This window comes from Exiguobacterium sp. s168 (assembly GCF_018619035.1).
Lineage (GTDB): Bacteria > Bacillota > Bacilli > Exiguobacteriales > Exiguobacteriaceae > Exiguobacterium_A > Exiguobacterium_A acetylicum.
The window spans coordinates 59,193-79,719 of the sequence record NZ_JACSNE010000003.1; the positions used below are offsets into that span (position 1 = coordinate 59,193).

The following is a 20,527-nucleotide window of genomic DNA, read 5'->3' on the forward strand; positions in this document are numbered from 1 at the left end:
GCTACACTTAAAAGCGATTGTGGCGTGTCACATTTGGCAGCGTCACGACGGAACTATAAAAGCGAGGAAATTCACGGATGAGCCAGATTGTGATCTTAACGGATAGCACAGCCTATCTGCCAACTACCTATTGTGAAGAACATCAAGTGCACGTCGCACCACTTAGTGTCATCTTCGACGGTGACGCCTACCGGGAAGGGTTTGATATCTCAGTAGCTGAATTTTATGAACGCATCCAGACGGGCAGTCTCCCGACGACCTCACAACCGAACATCGGTGATCTCGTGTCGTCGTTCGAGCAGTTGCCAGAAGGAACAGATATCATCGGTATTACACTATCAAGTGGGATCAGCGGAACGTACCAAGCGTTACATACGATCAACATGATGGTGGATCATGTCAACGTCCATCCAGTCGATTCACGTATTTCCTGTATGCCGCAAGCGTTTCTCGTCCAAGAAGCCGTTCGTTTGCGAGATGCAGGAGCGACGGCAGAGACGATCGTCCAGCGTCTTGAGACATTAAAGGAACAGATTCGTGCGTATTTCGTCGTCGACGATCTCGAACACCTCCAGCGCGGAGGACGTTTGAGTGTCGCGCAGGCATTCGTCGGCTCGTTCCTGAAAATCAAGCCGGTCCTTCATTTCGTTGATGGAAAAATCGTTCCGTTTGAAAAGATTCGAACGTTTAAGCGGGCAGTCAATCGGATTGAGGAAATGATGAAGGAAGATATCCGCGGTGATGGTACAGGTTATGTCATCGGTGTCATCCATGCCGAGGATTCTGCGAAAGCAGAGGCAGAGATTGCTGAACTGAAGGCACTTTTCCCGCAGGCACGCATCGAGATGAGTGTCTTTGGACCCGTCATCGGTACACACCTCGGACCAGGGGCAATCGGTGTCACATGGTATCACGCAGCAGAATAAGATAGGAGCGGAAGCAGTAGGAATTCTCTTCATGAGGATACCTGCTGCTTTTGTTTTGTCAAAATCCTCAAAAATCATGGATGACTATATGGAAACGCCTGTTGAAACCGTACCGTATGGCGTTACCTCGAAATTCTGCGAGTCAAAAGCTCAAGTTGAGTAGTGGAACGCTCACAAGGAGATGACGGACGTCCGCGAGAAAGAGACGAAACAGAAAAGGAGAGATGACGATGGATCTTCGAGGACGACTCGTACCTGTTGAATGGATCGACGCACCACAAGTGACATACCGATTCAGACCAGCCGTGACATGGCGTTGCCAACGATGTGGCGCGCTTCCAGTGCGAGGAGACTGTACATGTGGTAAAGCCTGTTATTATTGTCGGAAATGTCTCGCTTACGGCAAACTACGAAGCTGTGGACGACTCGTGACGGATCAGCGGGCACTTGATCCGGTGACACCGGCACAACATGGACCATTGACGTTGACGCCGGCACAATTACGTGTTGCTCAAGCGATCCAACGAACGGTTCTAACTAACAAACGGCTTCTCGTTCATGCCGTGTGTGGTGCCGGGAAGACACCGATTCTTTTCCCGGGAATCGCAGACGCTCTCGCTAGCGGACGCCGTGTGCTTGTCGCAGCACCACGGGCAGACGTCGTCCGGGAATTGACGGGACATTTGAAGCGGGCATTCGCTGACGCTTCCATCGTCTCCTTGTATGGTGGTTCATCGGACCGTCTTGAACTGGGTGACATCACGGTCAGTACGACACATCAATTGATTCATTACCGGAATTGTTTCGACGTCGTCTTTTTGGATGAGGTCGATGCGTTTCCGTACCGGCTCGACCGGACGTTACATCGATACGTCAAGCGCGCGATGACGAAAGATGCCGCGCTGATTTTATTAAGTGCAACGCCTTCGTTTTGGCATCGACGGTTTCCCACGGTTCGGCTGATGCGACGCTATCATGGCTATCCGTTACCGGTCCCAAAGCTCGTCGTACCGTATAGCGAACAGACCGTGTTCGATTGGTTGGCGCGTCATAGCGCTGTACCACGGCTCGTCTTCGTCTCACGAATCGCGGAGCTCGAGCGATGGCAAAACCGATTCGCGACAGCAGGCTATGACGTCGAGACCGTCCATGCTGCAGACTCGGAACGAGTCGAGAAGGTCCAGCGTTTTCGACAGTCGACAGGAATCTTACTGACGACAACGATTCTTGAGCGGGGTGTGACGATCGAAAACGTTCAAGTCGCGATTCTGGATGCGGATCAAGGTTTCAGCACGGCAGCCCTGATTCAAATCAGCGGACGAGTCGGACGATCGGCGGCATACCCGGATGGTGACATTTTATTTTGCGCCAATGACCGGAGTGATGCGATGTACGAAGCGATCCATCACATCAAGAAAGCGAACGCTGTACGACCATGAATCGATGTCTATTCTGTCAAGAGGTCTATTTACCTAGTTGGGAACTCGGAAATCTCTGGACTAGGCAAGCGACCTGTCCGACCTGTAAAATAAAGTTTGTAAAAAGAGGGGAATGCGTCGATTGTGGAAAGCCGGGTCCAGTGTGCTGTTCAGACTGCACAGAATGGCGAAGGCAAGGGCTGACGCTCCAAACAGTACCTCTTTATCTATACAATGATGCAGCGAAGGAGTTCATGCATCGCTTCAAGTTTCTCGGTGATACTGCGTTGCTTGAGATGTTTACCGATGACTTGAAGAAGGTAAAAATCAAGCAAGCAGTTCTTGTGCCGATTCCGTTAAGCGCGGAACGTCTCTCAGATCGCCGTTTCAATCAAGCGGAGCTGATCGCACGTCGGATGCGTGGAAAGATTGCTCCATGTTTAAGTCGTCTAGATGGTCCAGAACAAAGTAAGGTAGGACGACAAGCGCGACTTGCGCGTAGCAATCCGTTTTGCATAACGAGTGACGTCAAGGGGAAGAACATCGTACTTGTCGATGATGTCTATACGACAGGTGCGACGCTTCGCCAAGCGATGTTTCGACTCAAGGAAGCGGGAGCGAAAGAAATTTCTGCTGTAACTTTATTTCGAAGTGTTTAAGAAAGTAACATTCCTGCCGATACTCTATGTGAGGTGAAGGAAATGGATGTCATCAATTGTAAATCTTGCGGGAAGTTAGTCGTGCGTCAATCTTCAGAACTGTGTATTGATTGCATACGAAAGGATCATACGGATTTTGAGAAGGTACGCGAATTTCTGCGAGAACGACGAAAAATCCGAACTTCACCTAAAGATGTCGAGATCGGAACGGGTGTTAGTCGAGATACCGTCTTCCGTTACATCAAGGAAGGGCGCTTATTGATCTCCGAGATTTCCCAGATGGAAATCATGTGTGAGAGTTGCGGGAAGCCCTCCCGTGAAGGCACGATTTGTGCCACATGTCGTGATCGTTTACGACGTGACCTCGCCCAGGCGATGCTTGACTCTTCTGACTCTTCGAAACCAAGGACGTATCGGACTTGAACTAAGAATCTTGTAGTCTAGAAAGCAGGTGTTCACATGCGAATTGATTCTACGAAATGGGTGAACATGCCCAAAACGTACGAAAGAACTCAATCAGTAGAAGGAACAAAAAACCAACGTACGAATCGTCCAGACGAAGTCAGTATCTCTACAGAAGCGCGTGCGCGTTTCAACGAGACACAGTCGTCACGGACTGAAAAGATTGAATCCCTCAAACAGGCGATCCAGGATGGAACCTATAAACCGGATGCGAAAAAAATCGCGGAACGTTTCTTGAACCTGTAAGTTGGACATCGTAGACAATGGAGGCGACTCGGGGCACGGATGCGCGGGTCGTTTTTTATATGAATGGAACCTTTTCAATTCGGAAGGAGAAACCGAATGCAACTCATCAATCAGCTCGACGAGGCGCATGCTCATTTACTTGCGCTCGCAGAAGAAAAGAAGCAAGTCTTGATTGCAAATGACATGCGTCGTTTGTCTGAAATCGTCAAAGAAGAACCCGTACATATCAAACGAATCGAAGGATTAGAACAAGAACGGCTCGCACTGATGGGGAGTGTGACGATGACGGAATGGATCGCGACACATCCGGAAGATGTCGACTCACTCCGAACGTTGTTGCAGACGATCGGTCAATTGCGACAGCTCAACACACTAAACGCGGAGTTGCTGGAGCAATCCCTGTATTATTTGGATTGGCATCTCCAACTCTTGATTCCAGAAGCGGACGACTTCACATACGGACAGTCCGCACTGAACCAGACACACTTCAATCGAAACGCGTAAGGAGGAATACGGATGGGATCGACTTTCATGGGGCTTGAGACAGGACGTCGGGCATTAACGACGAACCAGTGGGCTCTGCAATCGACTGGAAATAATATTGCGAACGCCGGAACGGAAGGATTCTCTCGCCAGCGTCTCGTCATGGGAACGACGGAACAACTTTCGATTTCACTTGGATCTGGACGAAATGGACAAGTCGGAACTGGGGTCCGCGGAGAAATGCTCGAGCGAATTCGCGATGTCATGCTCGATAAGCAGTACCGGGATGAAGTGACGAAGGTCTCTTATTACGGTACGAAACAAGCGGCATTCGGGCGGATGGAAGATATCATCAATGAACCGTCTGACACCGGTCTTGCAAAAGCATTCGATGGATTCTGGGAATCACTCCAGACCTTGTCGACGAATCCGCAAGATTCAGGTGCACGCAGTGTCGTCCGACAAAAGGCGGAGACTCTCACGCAGACCTTCAATTACATGGCAAAAGCGATCAATCAAGTCAAAACAGACTTAAAAAGTGAAATCGAGGTCTCGACGAAAAAAGTCAACGACCTCTTACAAAAAATCCATAACATCAATACGGAAATCCACGTTGTCGAACCACTTGGTGCTTTACCAAACGCACTCTACGATGAACGAGATCGTTACTTTGATGAGCTTGCTCAATATGTCGATTTCGAAAAAGTGACAGTAGATGCTCAGGCGATCGAAACAGGACAGATGGGGAATGCGTTGCGCAATGCGGAAGGGCGCATCGACGTCAACATCAAGTTTCCGAACGGGGACAAGCTACTTGCTGTCGACTCCGACTTACCGAAAGCGGGCACACTGACGTTCACGACGAACGACCAAGGACTGTACACCGGCTTCAAATCGGAGACGCAAACCTATACGTTTGATCAGCTCGGCGGCTTCTCAACAGGACGTTTATCAGGACTAATTGAGATGTACGGGCAAGAGCGAGACGGAAAAGCCGTCGGGGAATACGTCAAGATGGAAAGTCAACTCAATGAGATGGCAAAGACATTCGCGGATGCCTTTAACGCTGCGCATGCGACGAACTTGAAGAAAGATGGTACAGCGGGATCAAACGCCTTCTTCGCATCAACAAGCGGTGACATCACGGCAGCAACGATCTCCGTCGGTTCGGACATCAAGGCTAGTCTTGATAACATCGCGACGTCGACGGACGGTAACATCGGGGATAGTCAAGGGGCATTGAAACTGGCGAAGATGAAGACAGCGAGCATCGAATTCACGGAGTCGAAAACGACGACGACGATCGGCTCGTTCTATCAAAACGTCATCGGCGATATGGCGGTCTCGACCGATCAGGTCGGACGCCTTGGTAAGAGTGCTGCTGTCTTGATGGAAAGTGCGGATCAGCGCCGCATGTCGATGTCTGCCGTCTCGATCGATGAAGAGATGACGATGATGATTCAGTATCAACACGCTTATAATGCAGCAGCACGAAATATTACGACCGTCGATGAGATGCTTGATAAAATCATCAACGGTATGGGACTCGTAGGACGGTGATGAATAGATGAGAGTAACACAAACGATGTTGACGAAAACGAATATCGGGCACTTATCCTCAAGCTATCAGCGCTTGAGCACGCTTCAGGAACAATTGATCAGTGGGAAGAAGATTCAACGTCCGTCTGAGGATCCAGTCGTTGCGATGCAAGGCGTGCGTTACCGGACGGAAGTACGAGAAGTCGAACAGTTCAAGAAAAATGCCAGCGAAGCAACGGGCTGGATGGACTTGACGGATTCTGCCCTTAACGAAGTCACATCAGCAATGAGTCGGATTCGTGAGTTGACGACACAAGCGGCGACGGATACGTATGATGTAACACAACGTAAAGCGATCCAAAGCGAAGTCGGTCAATTGATTGAACACATCGGAACGCTCGCGAATACGAAATACAATGAAAAAGGCATCTTCAACGGAACGAAGACGGATACGGCATTCGTCTCGATGGACGGATTGCGTGATTACTTAGCGAGTACAACTGGTCCTGTTGACGGTGTCTTCACGGATGGGGATCCGACAGGTAAGGAGACGGAATCCATCAATTATGAAGTTTCTTCTGGTATCGAAGTCCAAGTTAACATTTCACCACTCAGCGTCTTTGGACCGGAAACGTTCCAAACGTTGAAAAAAGTCTATGATGCACTCGGTACGAACGCTGATAACAACGGGGCTACCTTATCCGGGATGTTGAAAGATATCGATGAGATGGTCAATGGAACGGTCGAGACACGTGCAGATCTCGGAGCACGGGTCAACCGGATGGATTTGAACACATCACGGCTCGAGGACCAAGAAATCATCGCGAAGACGGTCATGTCGGATAACGAAGACATCGAGGCAGAAAAAGTCATCATGGAGCTGAAGTCATACGAGACGTTACACCGCGCAGCACTCAGCGCCGGGGCACGAATCATTCAGCCGACATTACTCGATTTCCTACGATAAGGGGTGAAGGCAGATGAATCTTCCGCATCTTGAAATACGTCAGACGGCGGCACGAATCGGGATGAACATCACGCGTCCGCAAATCGAGCAGAAGCAGACACCTGCCTCCCTGTCGATCGAACAACCACGTGGGGAACTATCGATTGAAACCGTCGCGGCACGCCTTGAGATCGATTCGACGCAAGCCTGGATCGAGATGGGGCGCGTTCCTGCGCTCGAATCCGTTCGGCAGTATGCTACTTATGGACGACAAAAAGGGCAGGAAGCTGTCGCGAAACGAGCCTCTGAAGGCGATCAACTGATGCGGATCGAGCAGGGCGGTGGAACTGTCGCGCGGATTGCGAAAGCCAATGATACACCACCTGCTGAAGTGGCGACTCTCGGATTCATTCCGCGGAGCCTCGATCGAGTCAAGACGACCTATACACCGGCTGAGGTACGATTAAGTTATACCGCGAATCGTCCGAAAATCGATGTCGAAACGCATCGACCGGAACTGACTGTGAAAGAAGGTCAGGTCGACATTTATCTACAAGAACAAAATCAACTGAATATGTGGCCGGTTGGTGGCATATTCGATGGGGAAGGATAACGACATGCAGATCGAAACGGATTTTTTTGGAACCATTACGATTGACGAGACGGAAATCATCACCTTCGCGTCCGAATTACCAGGTTTTCCGGAAGCAAAACGCTTCATCTTGCTCCCGTTCGGAGAAGGCGTTCCGTTCTGGTCGTTTCAATCGATTGATCAGCCGGAGTGTGCCTTCGTCGTGACGAACCCGTTCTGGATTGATCCAGAATACGTCTTCGAGTTGCCGGAAGCAGCAAAAGAGCAACTCGGAATCGAGGATACGGCGCAAGTCGCCGTCTATACGACGGTCACATTACGCGATCCATTCACGACGTCGACGACGAACTTACGAGCACCTTTCGTCATGGAAACGAAACAACGACTCGCAAAACAAATCATCCTAGACGATACATACACGAATCGTCATCTGATTGGTAGTCTGACGGAAGTAGGTGGTCGCTGATGCTCGTACTGAAACGAAAGACGGGAGAAGCGATTCAAATCGGTGACGACATCGAACTGACGATTCTTGCGATCGAAGGTGACCAAATCAAGATTGGTATCAAGGCACCACGGCAAGTCGACATCCATCGTAAGGAAGTCTACTTGTCGATTCAAGAAGAGAACACGGAAGCGTCTCGTAGTACTGGATTGATCGGACAACTCTTGAAACAACAGGAAAAATGATTCCATTTGAATGTCATCGGAACGTATCTTTTTGATGAACGATGCGCTTCAAACGAGGACGAAAAGACTCCCTTTGCCCGAATGTGCTGCAAAGGGAGTCTTTCTTATCATGAAACAAATGCTGAAACGCGTTGAATCGTGTATAGTAATGAAGAGAAAAGAAACCTTTTGAGCCAAAGAGGGAGTTGTCAGGAATGAATGAGACGAAGCAGCTGAAAAAAGACGCGAACCGTGTATTAAAAGCGACGAGTCGCACCTTCTATATCCCGATTAGTCGACTATCGCAAGACTTACAGGAAGCGGTCGGTGCTGCTTATCTATGCATGCGTGCCATCGATGAGATTGAAGACCATGAGGACTTGGCGACGGACGTCAAGACGATGTTACTTCGCGAGACGGCGTTATTGATGCGGGGCACGTTCTCCGCTACGACCTATCTCGAGTTGATTGCGCCCTACACAGCGCATCTACCGGAAGTAACACTCCGTCTACCGGAGTGGATCGCCTATTGTCCGGCCGCGATTCGTCCGAAGGTCCTCGATTCGACGGCGGAGATGGCAGAAGGGATGGCGGTCTGGGCAGAGCGTGACTGGACGGTCGAGACGGAAGCGGATCTTGACGAGTATACGTATTATGTCGCGGGACTCGTCGGTGTCATGTTATCCGACATTTGGTACTGGAAGGCTGGTATCGTTACCGATAAACAGCAAGCGATTGGATTTGGTCGTGGTTTACAAGCCGTCAACATCCTGCGTAACCAACAGGAGGATGCGGAGCGTGGTGTCGGTTACTTCCCACCTGGTTGGACGACGGATACGATGTTTGCTTATGCGCGTGAGAATCTCGCAGAAGCCGATGCCTACCTTGCGTCCATTCCGAAGGAGACGACGATTTATGAATTCTGTCACATTCCACTTGCACTCGCACATGGAACGCTGGATGCCCTTGCAAAAGGGAAAGAAAAACTCAGTCGTCCGGAAGTCTTGAAGATCGTCGGCGCTGCCGTACTAAAACGATAAGCACAAACAACAGCCGCTCGTTTCCGTCAAGGAAGCGGGCGGCTGTTCGTTTAACGTAATAAGTAGAGGGTGAGTCCGATCAGGGCAGAGCCGGTCCAAATCAAGGCGATCGTTCGTCCGTACGGTAAACGATAGCCGGCACGGCGGGAGACGAGCAGTCCGATCGTCATGACTGTCAGTGCGACGAAAAAGGTCAGGAACAACGATAACTGTTGCATGTCAATCTCCTTTCATCAATGCAGATCTGACAAGTACGTCATGACTTTCTCTTCATACGCTTTTCGGTCGTGCGCATACGACTGGACGTGTCCACCGTTTTCCGTCACGTAGAGCTCGGAGCGCGGCGCCGCCTTTTGAATCTTCATGCTTTCCGTGACTGGAATCGCATCGTCGTCCTTCCCGTGGATCAACAGGATTGGATACTCAATCCGTCGAACCGCTTCAATCGGTTTCACCCGTTCTGGATTGAGACCCGTCAGAGGTGGCGTGATCTCCAGAATGATCGGGGTGAACGGGAAGTTCGGTAATCCGCTCCAGACAGGCAGGTTCGTTGCGAGATAGTTCTCGAGATCGCTAAACGGGCTGTCGGCGATGACACCGACGACGTCCGCCTTTGGAGCGGTCACGAGTGATGTTGCAGCACCCATCGAGATCCCGTAGAGGACGACTGGTTTTGAAGACCGTGACTTCGCGTAGCGAACGGCCGTCAGCAAATCATCTTGTTCCTTTGCACCGACCGTGACGCGTTTTCCGTCCGATTCACCGGATCCCCGGAAATCAAACGTCAGGACATTATAGCCGGCGTCGTGGAACTTCTTGAATAACGGGAAGACTGGAACATCTTCTTGCTCCCGGTTCTTGCCGTAACCATGGGCGAAGACGACCGTCAGTTTTGCGTCCTCGCTAGGCATCCACCAGCCAGACAAACGTGTCCGGTCTTTATAGGAGCGGAAGGTGACGTCCTCATAGTCGAGTCCTTCCGCTTTTTTCGGTGTCGTCGTCAATGCTTCGCGCTCCGGTTGCGTCAACGATGAGCCGACATAAGCGGAAATCCCGATGACGACGATGACGGCAAGCGTCACGATGACAATCACCCCGCCGATGATTTTCTTACGATGTTTTTTCCACACCCGTGTTCCTTCCTTTCGTTCGGTTAATGGATATCTTTTTTCTTGAAGCGACCGCCGTGGACATCATGGATGTTGCCGATCGCAATGAAGGCTTGCTCATCGAAGTCGCGGACGATGTCTTTGAGTTTCGATTCCTCGAGGCGACTGATGACGCAAAAGATGACTTTTTTGCCGTCGCCGGTGAAGGCACCTTCTCCGTTTAAGTACGTCATGCTTCGACCAAGTCGGTCCATGATTGCAAGACCAATCTCTTCATAATTCTCCGAAATGATCCAGACACTCTTCGACTGATCGAGTCCATCGATGACGACATCAATCGTCTTGAAGGCAACGAAATAGGTGATCAACGAGTACATCGCCCGGTCCCAACCGAAGACGAATCCAGCGGCGCCGAGGATGAAGACGTTGAAGAACATCACGATCTCACCGACTGAAAACGGTGTCGAGCGGCTGAAGGAGACAGCGAGAATCTCGGTTCCGTCGAGTGAACCGCTCGAACGGATGACGATTCCAACGCCGATTCCAAGAATCAAGCCACCGAAGACGGTCGCGAGCAAATCCACGCTCGTCAGCGGACCGATGTGTTCGAGGAGTTTCGTTGCGATCGCCATGACGAAGATTGCGTATAACGTCGATAGGGCGAACGTCTTTCCGATTTGTTTGTAGCCAAAAAAGATGAATGGAATGTTCAAGAAGAACAGCCATAAGGCGAGCGTCGTATCGGTCACTTTTGAGCCGATGATCGAGATTCCGACAATCCCGCCATCGATGATGTTATTTGGAACAAGGAATCCTTTCAGTCCAAGCGCGAAGATGATGGCACCGATCGTCAGCATCAGGAATCGTCGAAAAAGCTGACCTTTCGTAGAACGGCGATGATGTTTCGTAGGTAGTGGTGACTGCATGCCATTCCTCCCTTCTGAAGTAAAACGCTTTACGATTACTATAACAAAAAAGCACGAAGACGTGTGTGAACGTCTTCGTGGAGAGGTCAAGGGCGATAGCGTAACGACTGGAAGAAGCGCATGATCTGTTCCGCTTCTGTCGGATTCGTGTATTCGCCGATATATTGTTCATCTTCCTGTCCGTTGATCGTCACTGTACAAGTGACGAGTTGTAATCCTTCACTCAATCGAATCTCAAACGTCGCATCTGACAACGGCAACGACGTCTTCGTCGAAAAGTAGATCGCACGCGTGCTCGTCCGATGGGCTTCGATATCGGAGAAGGGTAGTTCAAACGACTGGGTGTGATGTGTCAACATGCGAACTTTTCCTGAGACAGAGAAGCGAGGAACCGTATCGCTCGATAAGGAACAGGCTTCGATCGGATACAAGATCTCGCGCAGGAGAAACGATTCCATGACGTCCGCTGACACTGGGTGACTAAACAGGTAACCTTGGATACTCGGACAATTGAGCGTCCGGAACGTATCGAGCTGACGGAGCGTCTCGATGCCTTCTGCGACGACCGTTAGATTGAACTCACCTGCCATGTAGAGAATGCTTTTGACAATCGCTTGGGCTTTGGCGTCATCCGTAATGTGGGTCGCGAACTGTCGATCAATCTTGATGACGTTGATCGGATACCGTTGCAGGTAGACCATCGAGGAGTAGCCTTTTCCGAAGTCGTCAAGTGCGATTCGAACGCCGATCCGACTGACGTATTCGAGCGTCCGACTCGTCATCGGGTCATCCATGATCAAGGCGGCTTCCGTGATTTCGAGTTCGAGTAATTCAGGTGCGAGCTGATACGTCGACAGCATCCGCTCGATATGATGTTCAAAACCAGGAATCAAGAATCGTTTTGGTGAGACGTTGACGGAAATCGGAACGAGCTCTGCCCCTGTCGTCTTCCAGTGCTGCATCGAACGACACGCTGTCTCGACGACCCAGTCGCCGATTGCGACATGTAAGGCACTCTCTTCGGCAAGCGGAATGAAGTCGTTCGGTGGAATCCGTCCCCATTCCGGGTGTTGCCAGCGAATTAACGCCTCGAGACCGACGATTTTTCCGGTCCAGCTATCGACCTTCGGCTGATATTCAAGGAACAGCTGATTACGTTCAATCGCATAATGCAAGTCCTGCTCAAGGCGATAACGACGATAGTAATCGATATCAAGATTCGATGCGTAGTGGTGCATCGTGCTGTGGTTTTCACGACGTGAGCGACGTAAGGCGGTATAGGAATGCTTCAATAATTCGACGGCGTCCGTACTGTCTTCCGGATACCGGCTGACCCCGACCGAGATCCGCGCAAACAAGGCATACGGTTCAATTGAGATCGGTGTTTCCGATAAGTCGAGCAATGACTGCGCACATGTCGTCACGTTTTGTTTATAGCTCGTCGGTACGAGCAAGGCGTACTCATCGCCGCCAAGGTGCCCGAGAAACGTCTCGTCCGGTTTCGTTTGTTGTAATAAAGCTGCCGTTCCTTGTAACCATTGGTCACCGGAACCGTGTCCAAAGGCGTTGTTGATCTCAGCGATTCGGTTGAAGGAGACGGTGAGAACGAAGAACGATTGATTCTTTTCTTGCCACGCGTCGATTGTCTCGATGAGCGCTTGCCGGTTTGGCAGGCGCGTCACGGCGTCACGCAAAGCGAGCTGTCGTAATTGTTCCTCGTACACTTTTTGAAGCGTGATGTCATGCATGATGCTATTCGTATAGGCAATCGTGCCGTCCAGTTGGAAGACCGGGATCTGTTGGTCCTCAATCCATTTGATACGACCATCTGGAAAGTGAAGACGGTACTGAATCGTTCCCGCCTGACCGTCGACTAACCGTCCGATGAACTGTTTCATCGCCGCATGATCGCGAACGTCTAATCGTTCGAATAACCATTCGTGACTAAGGATTAAGTCCTGCGGTAACTCTTCGAAGATGTGCAGGAACCCTTGTGAGTGAAAGAGAATTCGCCCCGAAATTAAGTCAATTTGCGAGATCGCGGCATTGACGGCTTCGTAGATTTCACGCGCCTGCGCCCGTTCCGTGACGAGTTGACGTCGTGCCTCGTCGACTTCCGATAAATCATACAGGACGACCGACAGATGATTCGGATGGTGCGGACGGTGAAAGGCTTTCAAGCGTAACAGCTGATAGGTATCGTCAGCCGTCAGCAGGGAGACTTCCATTTCAAAGCGTTCCTTTTCACCCGCAATCAAACGTTCCATCTCGAACTGAAGCGGATCGAAGTCACGTGGATGAATCCGACTGAACAGTTGTGCTTGATCGAGTGTCGTCGCATCGACTTCTGAAAGGCCTAAAAAATGCAGTAAGGCAGGGGAGAATTCGATCGTCTGCTTTTGAACATCAAAATGGAAGACGATGAGTTCCGGAATCTGTTCCGTCAGTTCGAGTTGAGAGCGAATCGACGTGACATCTTCTTCGAGTTGTGTCTCACGTGTGATATCACGCGCGACACCATAGACACCGATGACTTGTCCATCTTGTTCGACTGGCATGTTCGTGATCTTCAATGTGACCCGGTGTTGATCAGCGTGGAGTCCTTGTGCCGTATAATGAACGGTCTCGCCACTTAAGGCACGTGTGAAAAAGGCAGTCACCGCTTCGATTTGATCTGGCGGATTGAACACTGCGAAATGCTCATAGAGCGTCTCAGCGGAATAACCGAGCATGTCTGGTAACTGTTCATTGAAATAGATGATCGTTCCAGAGGCATCGAATAAAAAGATTGCATCTGTCTGTTGCTGAAAGAAGGCTTCCGCCGTTTCCGGACGGGACACTTCAAGTCCACCGATATAGAGTGGGGCTGTGTCGGATTGACGAATCCGATTCATCGCTTCATGAAAAGCCATCCACGTCACCTCCTTACAATACTAGCGTTCTCTTTACTAGTATCGGGTGTAGGAAATGGAAATTGCAACCTTCGTTCAAGAAATAGACTTATTTTTCAAAAAAGTGAACCAGTATATGAAAATCACGACTAAAAGACATCTGTCCTAAATCGAACACAAAAAAGCCGAAGCTCTCATGCAGGAGCTTCGGTCGAAATTTTAAATCGCTAAATCGATGGACGTGTCACTGGCATTTGGATCGACATCCGTTCCTTGATCCGGTGCTCCTGAAATGTCACCGTCCGGACCATGTCCGTGTCCGCGACCATGACCATCGCGCTCTGGTCCTTTCTTGAGATCAGCGTAGCTTGAGGCTTCATCCGCGCGAGACTGGATGTGTTCTTTGATCTGTTTCGCTTGTTTGTCTGTCAGCTTGCCATCTTTGACTTGTTGATCAATCGCAGCGTTTTGCGCTGTTAGGACAGCTTTCTCGAAATCCGCGTAAGCAATCTTGTTCGCTTCCGCAAATTCAGGCAATGATTGATCCGCTGCTTTGAATTTCGCTTCATCGAGTCCAAGTGCTTTTAGAATCGCTGATGTCGCGTCACCGAAGACACCACCTGGTCCATGGTCACCGCGCTTATCGTGTTCGCGATCCGGAAGATCATCATAGCTCTTCGCGTCCTTGTATTCCTCTGTCAGACGAGACTTGATTTCTGTTGCTTGTTTTTTCGTCATCTTCCCGTCTTTGACGAGTTGATTGAGTTCACTCGTCTGAGCTGCAAGCAACGCTTTTTTGTAGTCAGCGAACTTAATCGATTGTGCCTTCGCATAAGCAGCGAGCGATTGATTCGCTGCATCGAATTTCGACTGACTCAGTCCGAGTGCTTTCAGGACGTCAGCAATCAACGATTCGTTGAAGAAACCAGGTCCACCGTGGCGACCGATCGGCATCTTGTCTTTGAGTTCATCGTAGCTCTTGACGCCACTGAAGCGTTCCGTTTGACGCTTCAACATGTCGTCTGCTTGCGTTTGCGTTAAGTCGCCTGATTTGACGAGACTTGCGAGTTGTTCTTTCGCTGCTGCGAGTTCTGCCTTCTTGTAATCAGCGAACGAGATGCCTTTTGCTTTTGCGAGATCAGCGATCGATTGTCCTTTCTCACGGGCAGCATCTGCCTCGGCTTGTGTCAGGTTCAATTTTTTCAAGAGTAACGTCATGTCGTGCTTTTTCATACCTTCGAAGTGGTGCCCGTGTTTCGCTTGTTTTGTTGTGCTCGAGTCGTCGTTCGTCGCAGCGTATGCTGATGCGCCTCCGACGGTTAATGCGCTAATTGTCAATGCAGTGATCCATTGTTTTTTGAATGTCATGGGATGATCACTCCTTTCACCTTTTATGGTAGAGGGTGACGAAAGAGAAGTTGTGAGGAAGTTGCAAAGAAACTGCGAAGAAAGGCAAATGTAGGCAAAAAGGCGCTACACTAAGAGTGGAGGGATGACCATGAACGTACTATTGATTGAAGATGAACAAAAATTAGCGCAGGTGACGGCACGCTTCCTCCGGCATCATGCGTATGAGGTGACGATTGCCGGTTCATTAGCGGAGGCGAAGCAGTGCCTGACGAGGGCGTTTGATGCCGTTTTGATCGACGTCCGCTTACCGGATGGTGACGGTTGGTCACTCGTGCCAAGTATCAAATCACAAGTCCAGCCACCGGTCGTCTTCATGATGACGTCGCGTGGGGAAGCCGATGACCGTGTCTTCGGACTCGAACTCGGTGCCGATGACTATCTCGTCAAACCAGTCGTCCTGAAGGAGTTGACGATCCGGCTTGAACGGGCACTAAAAGTCCGTCCGGTCGCACGCCATGCGTTCGGTGACTTGACGATCGATGAGAAGGGACGCCAAGTCAAGTTGGGAGAACAGGCAGTCAGTCTCGCAAAGATGGAATTCGAACTGTTGCTCTACTTCATCGAACATCTCGATGAGGCACTGAGCCGGGATCAGATTCTTGACGACGTTTGGGGTTACGCATTCGGTGGCGATACCCGGACGGTTGACACGCACGTCAAACAATTGCGGGATAAGCTACCCGTCATTAAACAACAATTGAAGACGGTGCACCGGGTCGGCTATCGATTGGAGGCGATTGAATGAAACGACGTCCCTTGATGCGTAAGTTCTTATACGCTGTCGTCGGTCCGCTGTTCGTGATGGGCGTCCTCAGTTTCGTCTTGACGGCGTTCCTCGTCAATCGGTTCGCGGAAGGCGAACGGTACGATCAACTCGCGCGGGAAGCGAACATCATCAAACAAGCGCTTGAAGCTGACACGCCGATTCCACGTGACATTCAAGGTTTTTTGACGACGGATGGATTAACGCAACGGATCGGTGCGCGTGGACCAGCGGGACGGTTACCACTTTTAGATGGGCTGAAGAAAAAAGACGTCATCGAAGTGCAAGACGAACGGTTGCTGACATATCAGCTGACCGTTGATGGAACGCGCATCACGACGGTCCGACAAGCACCACTGGCGAGTAGTGCGCTGAGTGGTGTTTATCTCGCGATCGGACTTGCGTTACTCGTGACGCTGTTACTCGCATCATTACTTGCTTACTATATGGGACGACACTTGACACGACCGATCGTCACGCTTCGTTCCGTTGCCCAAAAGATTGGTGCTGGCGAAACGGACGTCGTCCTGCCAGCCCGACCGAAGGATGAAGTCGGGGAGTTGATTGACGCCGTCGATGAGATGCAGACACAACTCAAACAAAAGGATCATCTGCAAAAGACGTTCATCGCCGGTATCACCCATGACTTGCGGACGCCGCTCGCAATCATTCGAAACGAGACCGAGGCGCTCGCGGCAGGTGTCATTCCCGTCGCCGAACTGCCCGACGTGACGACGAGCATCATCGAGGAGACGGATCGACTCGGTCATCTGATTGACGAGACGTTACTTTATTCGAAGCTTGCCGGTGGACGGATGCCGCTTGAAAAGACGGATGTGGCACTCGATGAACTCGTGCTTGGGACAGTTGAACGTCTGCGTGGAACGTTCATACAGGCAGGACTGACGCTGGCGATGGAGCTGCAACCGGTGAGGCAATCCCTTGATCCACGGATGTTCGAACGTGTCCTGATCAATTTCTTGATGAACGCCCGCTTTGCTTCACCTGTCGGTGGAACGGTCACCGTTCGTTTAACGCATGACGAATTGACGGTCGAGGATGAAGGAATGGGTGTCCGAACAGAAGACCGGGCGACGATCTGGGACGTCTACGTCAAACAAGAAGGCAGTGCCGGGCATGGACTCGGTCTTGCGATCAGTCGGATGATTCTCGATAGTCATCAATTCGACTATGGTGTTCGCGACCGAAGTGGTGGGGGAGCGGTGTTCTACGTTCGATTTTGATGGGATAGAATGGTAGGGGATTCTGACGAACGATTCCGTCATCCTTGCTTTCCACAGGCGGGAGTAAGCCGCGGCATCTTGCACTCCGTACCATCTGCCGGGTCTTACTAGTCCCTGACGAAAGTGCTATTGGCACTTTCTTTTCCTGTAGGAGTCGCGGATGAGCTACTTCGTTCTGAAATAGGGACACGAAAAAGGAGAACAGTTTCCGTATCACACAGAAACTGTTCTCCTATTAATGTTGGTAGAAGTTAAAGATCATTCGCCTTCGTTCGCATGAACGAGACTTGGTTTGACGAGAGTATAGAACTCATCGCTCATCCCGACACGGCTGCCCATCTGGCAAGCGAGTTCGAGTGTTTCCTTATAGAAGTTCGCGACGAGATCGTGATTCTTGATGTGCTCATCTTGCATCGCCTTTTTAACCCCGAGGACGACCTTGTCGATTTGCTCATCAGCATCATTACGGACCGGCACGACGTTTTCTGGAAGATCGACTTCCTTATCGTGTCCGTTGAAGCGGAACGAGGCACCAAATCCAAGGTGCTCGAGGAAGAAGTGCGGTAATAGTTTACTTGCGAAGAACTGATGCCATTCCGTCTCTTTCATCGCTTCCATGTCACGCTTGAATGACGTCGTTGCGAGTGCGTAACGATCGTGTGTATCCTTCATGAACTTCTCGAGGATCGGAACCTGCATTGCAAACGCATTCTTGAGCAAGTTATCGAGCTGTTCTTGCGTTAATTGTTCTTGTTCAGTCATCGCTTTAACCCCATTTCGTTTCGTTATCCCTATCGTAAGAAATTTAGACAATTCCGTCAAATCTTTTTCGAGAATAGAGTTTACCTATTTCACAAAAGGGAATCCATTACTATCAATCATTTTAGGGGGAGTCAGCATGAAACGAATCGCAATGACAGGAGTCTTACTCGGAGCATGTCTGACTCCGGTGACGGGTTTTGCTGCAAGCAACGTGACGTATAGTAAAGGGGTCGTCGAAAATAAGACGTTCGGCTATACCGTCAAGACGACGGACGTGTTAAAAAAGGCGATCCAACAAGATAAAGTCGAGCTCGTTAAGAACAAGACGGTTAAATCGAAATACGGTGTCGTCACGCGGAGCGGCACGTTCGCGTTGTACTATAAAGTTAAGGGAGCGGATCAGCTGCTCGTTAACTTGAACTACGAGCCGAAGAAGCTCTCGAAAAAACAGTTCGACCGTGAAATCGGATATGGTACATATCTCGGGACGAAAGGTAGTAAAACGTATTACTACGTCTTACCGACGGAAGCCGTCAAAGGTGCTGTCGGCAAAAAAGCGATCGAGAACTTGATCGTCAAGGACGTCCCGCAGATGATGAAGACATTCAAACTGCAATGAGCACTAGCTTTTGCTAGTGCTTCTTTTGTTCGTTCGGTATAGTTGAAAATGAGGTGAATGAATATGGAATGGAACGTCACAGACGTCAAACAAACAACAGATGTATTACAACTCGAAAAATGTGTCAACGATCACGATGGCATTGAATTAAAAGTCGCAGCCGATTGGGTCGGCGAGAACGATTTCGCCATCTATGATGGCGAACAATTGATTGGATATTTACAAGCATTCGCGTACTTACCGACGGAGTGGGAATTGAATGTCTTCGTTGATCCGGATTACCGGAAACAAGGCATTTTCACGACACTCGTTGAAGCAGCACGGGCGCGGGCGACGGAAGCAGGCGTTGAAGCATTCACGTTCGTTATTGACGGTGCAAGTGAGTCAGGTCAAGCTGTCCTCGAAGGATTAGGTGCTGAGTACCGGATGACCGAGTACAACATGATCTTGAAAAAGGCGCAGTTGTTCTTGAAAGCCGATCCGGATTTCGAATTACGCGAAGCGACAGCAGACGACCGTCCGTTCATCGTTGAGACGCTCGGCAAATCGTTCGGGAACACGGACGAAGAAGCAGAGTCGATCTATCAAGCGATCGAATCCGATGACCGGATTACGTTCATCGGTGTCGCAAGCGGCAAACCGGTCGGCGTCATCCGTGCTTATCTCGCTTCCGATACACAAGCGAGCATCCATGCGTTTGCGGTTCGTCCGGAAGCGCAAGGTAATGGTTACGGGAAAAAGATGCTGAAATTGATGGTTCAAGCGTTGTTCCGGACAGGTCGGACACAACTCGAACTTGACGTCGAGACGGATAACGACCGGGCACTCGATCTTTACAAAGAGGCAGGGTTCGTCGTGCATCGTGGCTATCAGTTCCACGTGTTGGCGGTTTAATTGAAATGAGCATCACGACTTTTCCACTCGCTTTCCTCAGGCGAGACACAAGCCGCGACTCTGTCGTCTTCGACGCAGAACCGGGTCTTGTTCGTCTCTGACAGCGCGAACGCGCTTTTTCCTGTAGGAGTCGAGTGGACGTGTGATGCATCATCGAAGAACGGTCTGCGGATCGTTCTTTTTTAGTTGTTATTACAGAAACTAAACAAAAACGTTGGAACCTTTTCTGCAATCCGTCGTATACTAGACATATGGAAAAAAAGAGGAGGCGACGTCATGGAGAGTCGACAGAATTCATTGCGGACGTTGAAGTGGGTATCAGGTGGAATGGAAGCGGTGCTCGGGATTCCGCTCTTAGGTGGTTCGATCGTCATTTTCTCAGGTTATAATGCCCTGTGGTTGATGCTCGCGTTTCACATCGTCGTCGTCGTATTGACGGCACGTGCCGGGAATGTCTCAAAAGGGAACATCGTCGGGATTGTCGCATCAACGGTCGGTGTCATTCCCGTCGTCGGGATGTTCTTGCACATGGCAGCAGCGATCACGATTTTGGTCGATGCAGCACTCAGTAACCGCATCGTTACACGAACACATGTCAAACACGTCGAACCGATTCAACCACGACCGGTCCGTCGGGAACAAGAAAAACAAGAAGACCACCCGTTCTGAGTTTTTTTCGTTGACAGCGAAAAACAAGCCGTGTAAAGTAAACAACAAGTTAAGCCATATCAATTACATCGACGACGCGGAGTAAGTAACGTCAACACTGCCGACCAAGCGAGTCAGGAATGGTGAGAGCCTGACACGGTAAGCTGAACGAGAATGGACCGCTGAGAGCCTGTTGAACCTTCGAGTAGACAGGACGGTTGCCCCCGTTACCGGGCTAGCTGGTTGTTGGACCAGCGACAAGTGGAGACGATTTTTCGTCT

Annotated in this window: 23 protein-coding genes and 1 other annotated feature (1 of these 24 running past the window's edge); of the genes, 17 read left to right on the forward strand and 6 right to left on the reverse strand. The window is 50.3% G+C overall.

The window, feature by feature from the left end; genetic code table 11:
• Positions 1-77: 77 nt before the first annotated feature.
• The 12 genes from KNQ15_RS02985 to KNQ15_RS03040 all read left to right on the forward strand — a co-directional run bounded on the left by KNQ15_RS02985 (position 78) and on the right by KNQ15_RS03040 (position 8,980).
• Positions 78-926 carry a DegV family protein gene (locus tag KNQ15_RS02985; protein ID WP_047393177.1) on the forward strand — a complete coding sequence of 283 codons (849 nt, stop codon included), beginning with the start codon at positions 78-80 and terminating at the stop codon, positions 924-926.
• Between the two features lie 230 nt (positions 927-1,156).
• Positions 1,157-2,365, forward strand: a complete 1,209-nt coding sequence (locus KNQ15_RS02990; RefSeq protein ID WP_214727703.1) for a helicase-related protein — start codon at positions 1,157-1,159, stop codon at positions 2,363-2,365.
• A 233-nt stretch (positions 2,366-2,598) separates the two neighbouring features.
• Entirely contained in the window at positions 2,599-3,003 is a 405-nt protein-coding gene (locus KNQ15_RS16715) for a ComF family protein (protein WP_251137574.1), read from the forward strand.
• 42 nt (positions 3,004-3,045) lie between these two features.
• Positions 3,046-3,426 carry a hypothetical protein gene (locus KNQ15_RS03000; RefSeq protein ID WP_214727707.1) on the forward strand — a complete coding sequence of 127 codons (381 nt, stop codon included), beginning with the start codon at positions 3,046-3,048 and terminating at the stop codon, positions 3,424-3,426.
• Positions 3,427-3,462: 36 nt separating this feature from the next.
• Positions 3,463-3,711, forward strand: a complete 249-nt coding sequence (flgM, locus tag KNQ15_RS03005) for a flagellar biosynthesis anti-sigma factor FlgM (RefSeq protein WP_047393186.1) — start codon at positions 3,463-3,465, stop codon at positions 3,709-3,711.
• A gap of 96 nt (positions 3,712-3,807) precedes the next feature.
• Positions 3,808-4,215, forward strand: coding sequence for a flagellar protein FlgN (locus KNQ15_RS03010; protein ID WP_069940938.1), 408 nt, complete (start codon positions 3,808-3,810; stop codon positions 4,213-4,215).
• A 12-nt stretch (positions 4,216-4,227) separates the two neighbouring features.
• Positions 4,228-5,754 (forward strand): flagellar hook-associated protein FlgK, encoded by a 1,527-nt coding sequence (gene flgK, locus KNQ15_RS03015; protein ID WP_214727709.1) that lies wholly within the window; start codon positions 4,228-4,230, stop codon positions 5,752-5,754.
• A 7-nt stretch (positions 5,755-5,761) separates the two neighbouring features.
• Positions 5,762-6,700 carry a flagellar hook-associated protein FlgL gene (gene flgL, locus KNQ15_RS03020; RefSeq protein ID WP_214727711.1) on the forward strand — a complete coding sequence of 313 codons (939 nt, stop codon included), beginning with the start codon at positions 5,762-5,764 and terminating at the stop codon, positions 6,698-6,700.
• Positions 6,701-6,713: 13 nt separating this feature from the next.
• On the forward strand, positions 6,714-7,292 hold the full coding sequence (locus KNQ15_RS03025; RefSeq protein WP_029342529.1) for a DUF6470 family protein: 579 nt from the start codon (positions 6,714-6,716) through the stop codon (positions 7,290-7,292).
• 4 nt (positions 7,293-7,296) lie between these two features.
• Positions 7,297-7,737, forward strand: a complete 441-nt coding sequence (gene fliW, locus KNQ15_RS03030) for a flagellar assembly protein FliW (RefSeq protein WP_029342528.1) — start codon at positions 7,297-7,299, stop codon at positions 7,735-7,737.
• Positions 7,737-7,961, forward strand: coding sequence for a carbon storage regulator CsrA (csrA, locus tag KNQ15_RS03035; RefSeq protein WP_029342527.1), 225 nt, complete (start codon positions 7,737-7,739; stop codon positions 7,959-7,961). Before fliW ends, csrA begins: the two co-directional genes overlap by 1 nt.
• A 194-nt stretch (positions 7,962-8,155) precedes the next feature.
• Positions 8,156-8,980 carry a squalene/phytoene synthase family protein gene (locus tag KNQ15_RS03040; RefSeq protein WP_029342526.1) on the forward strand — a complete coding sequence of 275 codons (825 nt, stop codon included), beginning with the start codon at positions 8,156-8,158 and terminating at the stop codon, positions 8,978-8,980.
• A gap of 50 nt (positions 8,981-9,030) precedes the next feature.
• On the opposite strand, the gene KNQ15_RS03045 is transcribed toward KNQ15_RS03040, so the two are convergent.
• The 5 genes from KNQ15_RS03045 to KNQ15_RS03065 all read right to left on the reverse strand — a co-directional run bounded on the left by KNQ15_RS03045 (position 9,031) and on the right by KNQ15_RS03065 (position 15,274).
• Positions 9,031-9,198, reverse strand: coding sequence for a hypothetical protein (locus KNQ15_RS03045; protein WP_156772520.1), 168 nt, complete (start codon positions 9,196-9,198; stop codon positions 9,031-9,033).
• A gap of 15 nt (positions 9,199-9,213) precedes the next feature.
• Positions 9,214-10,110, reverse strand: coding sequence for an alpha/beta hydrolase (locus tag KNQ15_RS03050; RefSeq protein WP_034786099.1), 897 nt, complete (start codon positions 10,108-10,110; stop codon positions 9,214-9,216).
• A 23-nt stretch (positions 10,111-10,133) separates the two neighbouring features.
• Positions 10,134-11,015, reverse strand: coding sequence for a YitT family protein (locus tag KNQ15_RS03055; RefSeq protein WP_029342524.1), 882 nt, complete (start codon positions 11,013-11,015; stop codon positions 10,134-10,136).
• A gap of 86 nt (positions 11,016-11,101) precedes the next feature.
• Positions 11,102-13,927: a sensor domain-containing protein gene (locus KNQ15_RS03060; protein ID WP_214727713.1), complete on the reverse strand. Its 2,826-nt coding sequence runs from the start codon at positions 13,925-13,927 to the stop codon at positions 11,102-11,104.
• A 198-nt stretch (positions 13,928-14,125) separates the two neighbouring features.
• Complete coding sequence (locus KNQ15_RS03065) at positions 14,126-15,274, reverse strand: hypothetical protein (RefSeq protein WP_214727715.1); 1,149 nt, start codon at positions 15,272-15,274, stop codon at positions 14,126-14,128.
• 130 nt (positions 15,275-15,404) lie between these two features.
• Between KNQ15_RS03065 and KNQ15_RS03070 the strand changes: the two genes are divergently transcribed.
• A complete protein-coding gene (locus KNQ15_RS03070; protein ID WP_214727717.1) occupies positions 15,405-16,061 on the forward strand; it encodes a response regulator transcription factor in 657 nt (218 codons plus the stop codon).
• Positions 16,058-17,323 (forward strand): HAMP domain-containing sensor histidine kinase, encoded by a 1,266-nt coding sequence (locus tag KNQ15_RS03075; protein ID WP_214727719.1) that lies wholly within the window; start codon positions 16,058-16,060, stop codon positions 17,321-17,323. The genes KNQ15_RS03070 and KNQ15_RS03075 overlap by 4 nt, the downstream gene beginning before the upstream one ends.
• Positions 17,324-17,581: 258 nt before the next feature.
• On the opposite strand, the gene KNQ15_RS03080 is transcribed toward KNQ15_RS03075, so the two are convergent.
• Positions 17,582-18,085 (reverse strand): hypothetical protein, encoded by a 504-nt coding sequence (locus KNQ15_RS03080; protein ID WP_023469278.1) that lies wholly within the window; start codon positions 18,083-18,085, stop codon positions 17,582-17,584.
• A 136-nt stretch (positions 18,086-18,221) separates the two neighbouring features.
• Here KNQ15_RS03080 and KNQ15_RS03085 point away from each other — a divergent pair, with 136 nt between their 5' ends.
• The 3 genes from KNQ15_RS03085 (at position 18,222) to KNQ15_RS03095 (ending at position 20,267) form a co-directional block, all read left to right on the forward strand.
• On the forward strand, positions 18,222-18,704 hold the full coding sequence (locus tag KNQ15_RS03085; RefSeq protein ID WP_214727721.1) for a hypothetical protein: 483 nt from the start codon (positions 18,222-18,224) through the stop codon (positions 18,702-18,704).
• 63 nt (positions 18,705-18,767) lie between these two features.
• Positions 18,768-19,598, forward strand: a complete 831-nt coding sequence (locus KNQ15_RS03090; RefSeq protein ID WP_214727723.1) for a GNAT family N-acetyltransferase — start codon at positions 18,768-18,770, stop codon at positions 19,596-19,598.
• Between the two features lie 276 nt (positions 19,599-19,874).
• Positions 19,875-20,267 (forward strand): hypothetical protein, encoded by a 393-nt coding sequence (locus tag KNQ15_RS03095; protein ID WP_214727725.1) that lies wholly within the window; start codon positions 19,875-19,877, stop codon positions 20,265-20,267.
• A 62-nt stretch (positions 20,268-20,329) separates the two neighbouring features.
• Positions 20,330-20,527, forward strand: a binding site (T-box leader); it runs 40 nt beyond the window's last position.

Excerpts from the sequence above, each read along its gene's own strand:
- KNQ15_RS02985 (WP_047393177.1), top strand. The coding sequence starts at position 78 with ATGAGCCAGATTGTGATCTTAACGGATAGCACAGCCTATCTGCCAACT.
- KNQ15_RS02990 (WP_214727703.1), top strand. The coding sequence starts at position 1,157 with ATGGATCTTCGAGGACGACTCGTACCTGTTGAATGGATCGACGCACCA.
- KNQ15_RS16715 (WP_251137574.1), top strand. The coding sequence starts at position 2,599 with ATGCATCGCTTCAAGTTTCTCGGTGATACTGCGTTGCTTGAGATGTTT.
- KNQ15_RS03000 (WP_214727707.1), top strand. The coding sequence starts at position 3,046 with ATGGATGTCATCAATTGTAAATCTTGCGGGAAGTTAGTCGTGCGTCAA.
- flgM (WP_047393186.1), top strand. The coding sequence starts at position 3,463 with ATGCGAATTGATTCTACGAAATGGGTGAACATGCCCAAAACGTACGAA.
- KNQ15_RS03010 (WP_069940938.1), top strand. The coding sequence starts at position 3,808 with ATGCAACTCATCAATCAGCTCGACGAGGCGCATGCTCATTTACTTGCG.
- flgK (WP_214727709.1), top strand. The coding sequence starts at position 4,228 with ATGGGATCGACTTTCATGGGGCTTGAGACAGGACGTCGGGCATTAACG.
- flgL (WP_214727711.1), top strand. The coding sequence starts at position 5,762 with ATGAGAGTAACACAAACGATGTTGACGAAAACGAATATCGGGCACTTA.
- KNQ15_RS03025 (WP_029342529.1), top strand. The coding sequence starts at position 6,714 with ATGAATCTTCCGCATCTTGAAATACGTCAGACGGCGGCACGAATCGGG.
- fliW (WP_029342528.1), top strand. The coding sequence starts at position 7,297 with ATGCAGATCGAAACGGATTTTTTTGGAACCATTACGATTGACGAGACG.
- csrA (WP_029342527.1), top strand. The coding sequence starts at position 7,737 with ATGCTCGTACTGAAACGAAAGACGGGAGAAGCGATTCAAATCGGTGAC.
- KNQ15_RS03040 (WP_029342526.1), top strand. The coding sequence starts at position 8,156 with ATGAATGAGACGAAGCAGCTGAAAAAAGACGCGAACCGTGTATTAAAA.
- KNQ15_RS03045 (WP_156772520.1), bottom strand. The coding sequence starts at position 9,198 with ATGCAACAGTTATCGTTGTTCCTGACCTTTTTCGTCGCACTGACAGTC.
- KNQ15_RS03055 (WP_029342524.1), bottom strand. The coding sequence starts at position 11,015 with ATGCAGTCACCACTACCTACGAAACATCATCGCCGTTCTACGAAAGGT.
- KNQ15_RS03060 (WP_214727713.1), bottom strand. The coding sequence starts at position 13,927 with ATGGCTTTTCATGAAGCGATGAATCGGATTCGTCAATCCGACACAGCC.
- KNQ15_RS03065 (WP_214727715.1), bottom strand. The coding sequence starts at position 15,274 with ATGACATTCAAAAAACAATGGATCACTGCATTGACAATTAGCGCATTA.
- KNQ15_RS03070 (WP_214727717.1), top strand. The coding sequence starts at position 15,405 with ATGAACGTACTATTGATTGAAGATGAACAAAAATTAGCGCAGGTGACG.
- KNQ15_RS03075 (WP_214727719.1), top strand. The coding sequence starts at position 16,058 with ATGAAACGACGTCCCTTGATGCGTAAGTTCTTATACGCTGTCGTCGGT.
- KNQ15_RS03080 (WP_023469278.1), bottom strand. The coding sequence starts at position 18,085 with ATGACTGAACAAGAACAATTAACGCAAGAACAGCTCGATAACTTGCTC.
- KNQ15_RS03085 (WP_214727721.1), top strand. The coding sequence starts at position 18,222 with ATGAAACGAATCGCAATGACAGGAGTCTTACTCGGAGCATGTCTGACT.
- KNQ15_RS03090 (WP_214727723.1), top strand. The coding sequence starts at position 18,768 with ATGGAATGGAACGTCACAGACGTCAAACAAACAACAGATGTATTACAA.
- KNQ15_RS03095 (WP_214727725.1), top strand. The coding sequence starts at position 19,875 with ATGGAGAGTCGACAGAATTCATTGCGGACGTTGAAGTGGGTATCAGGT.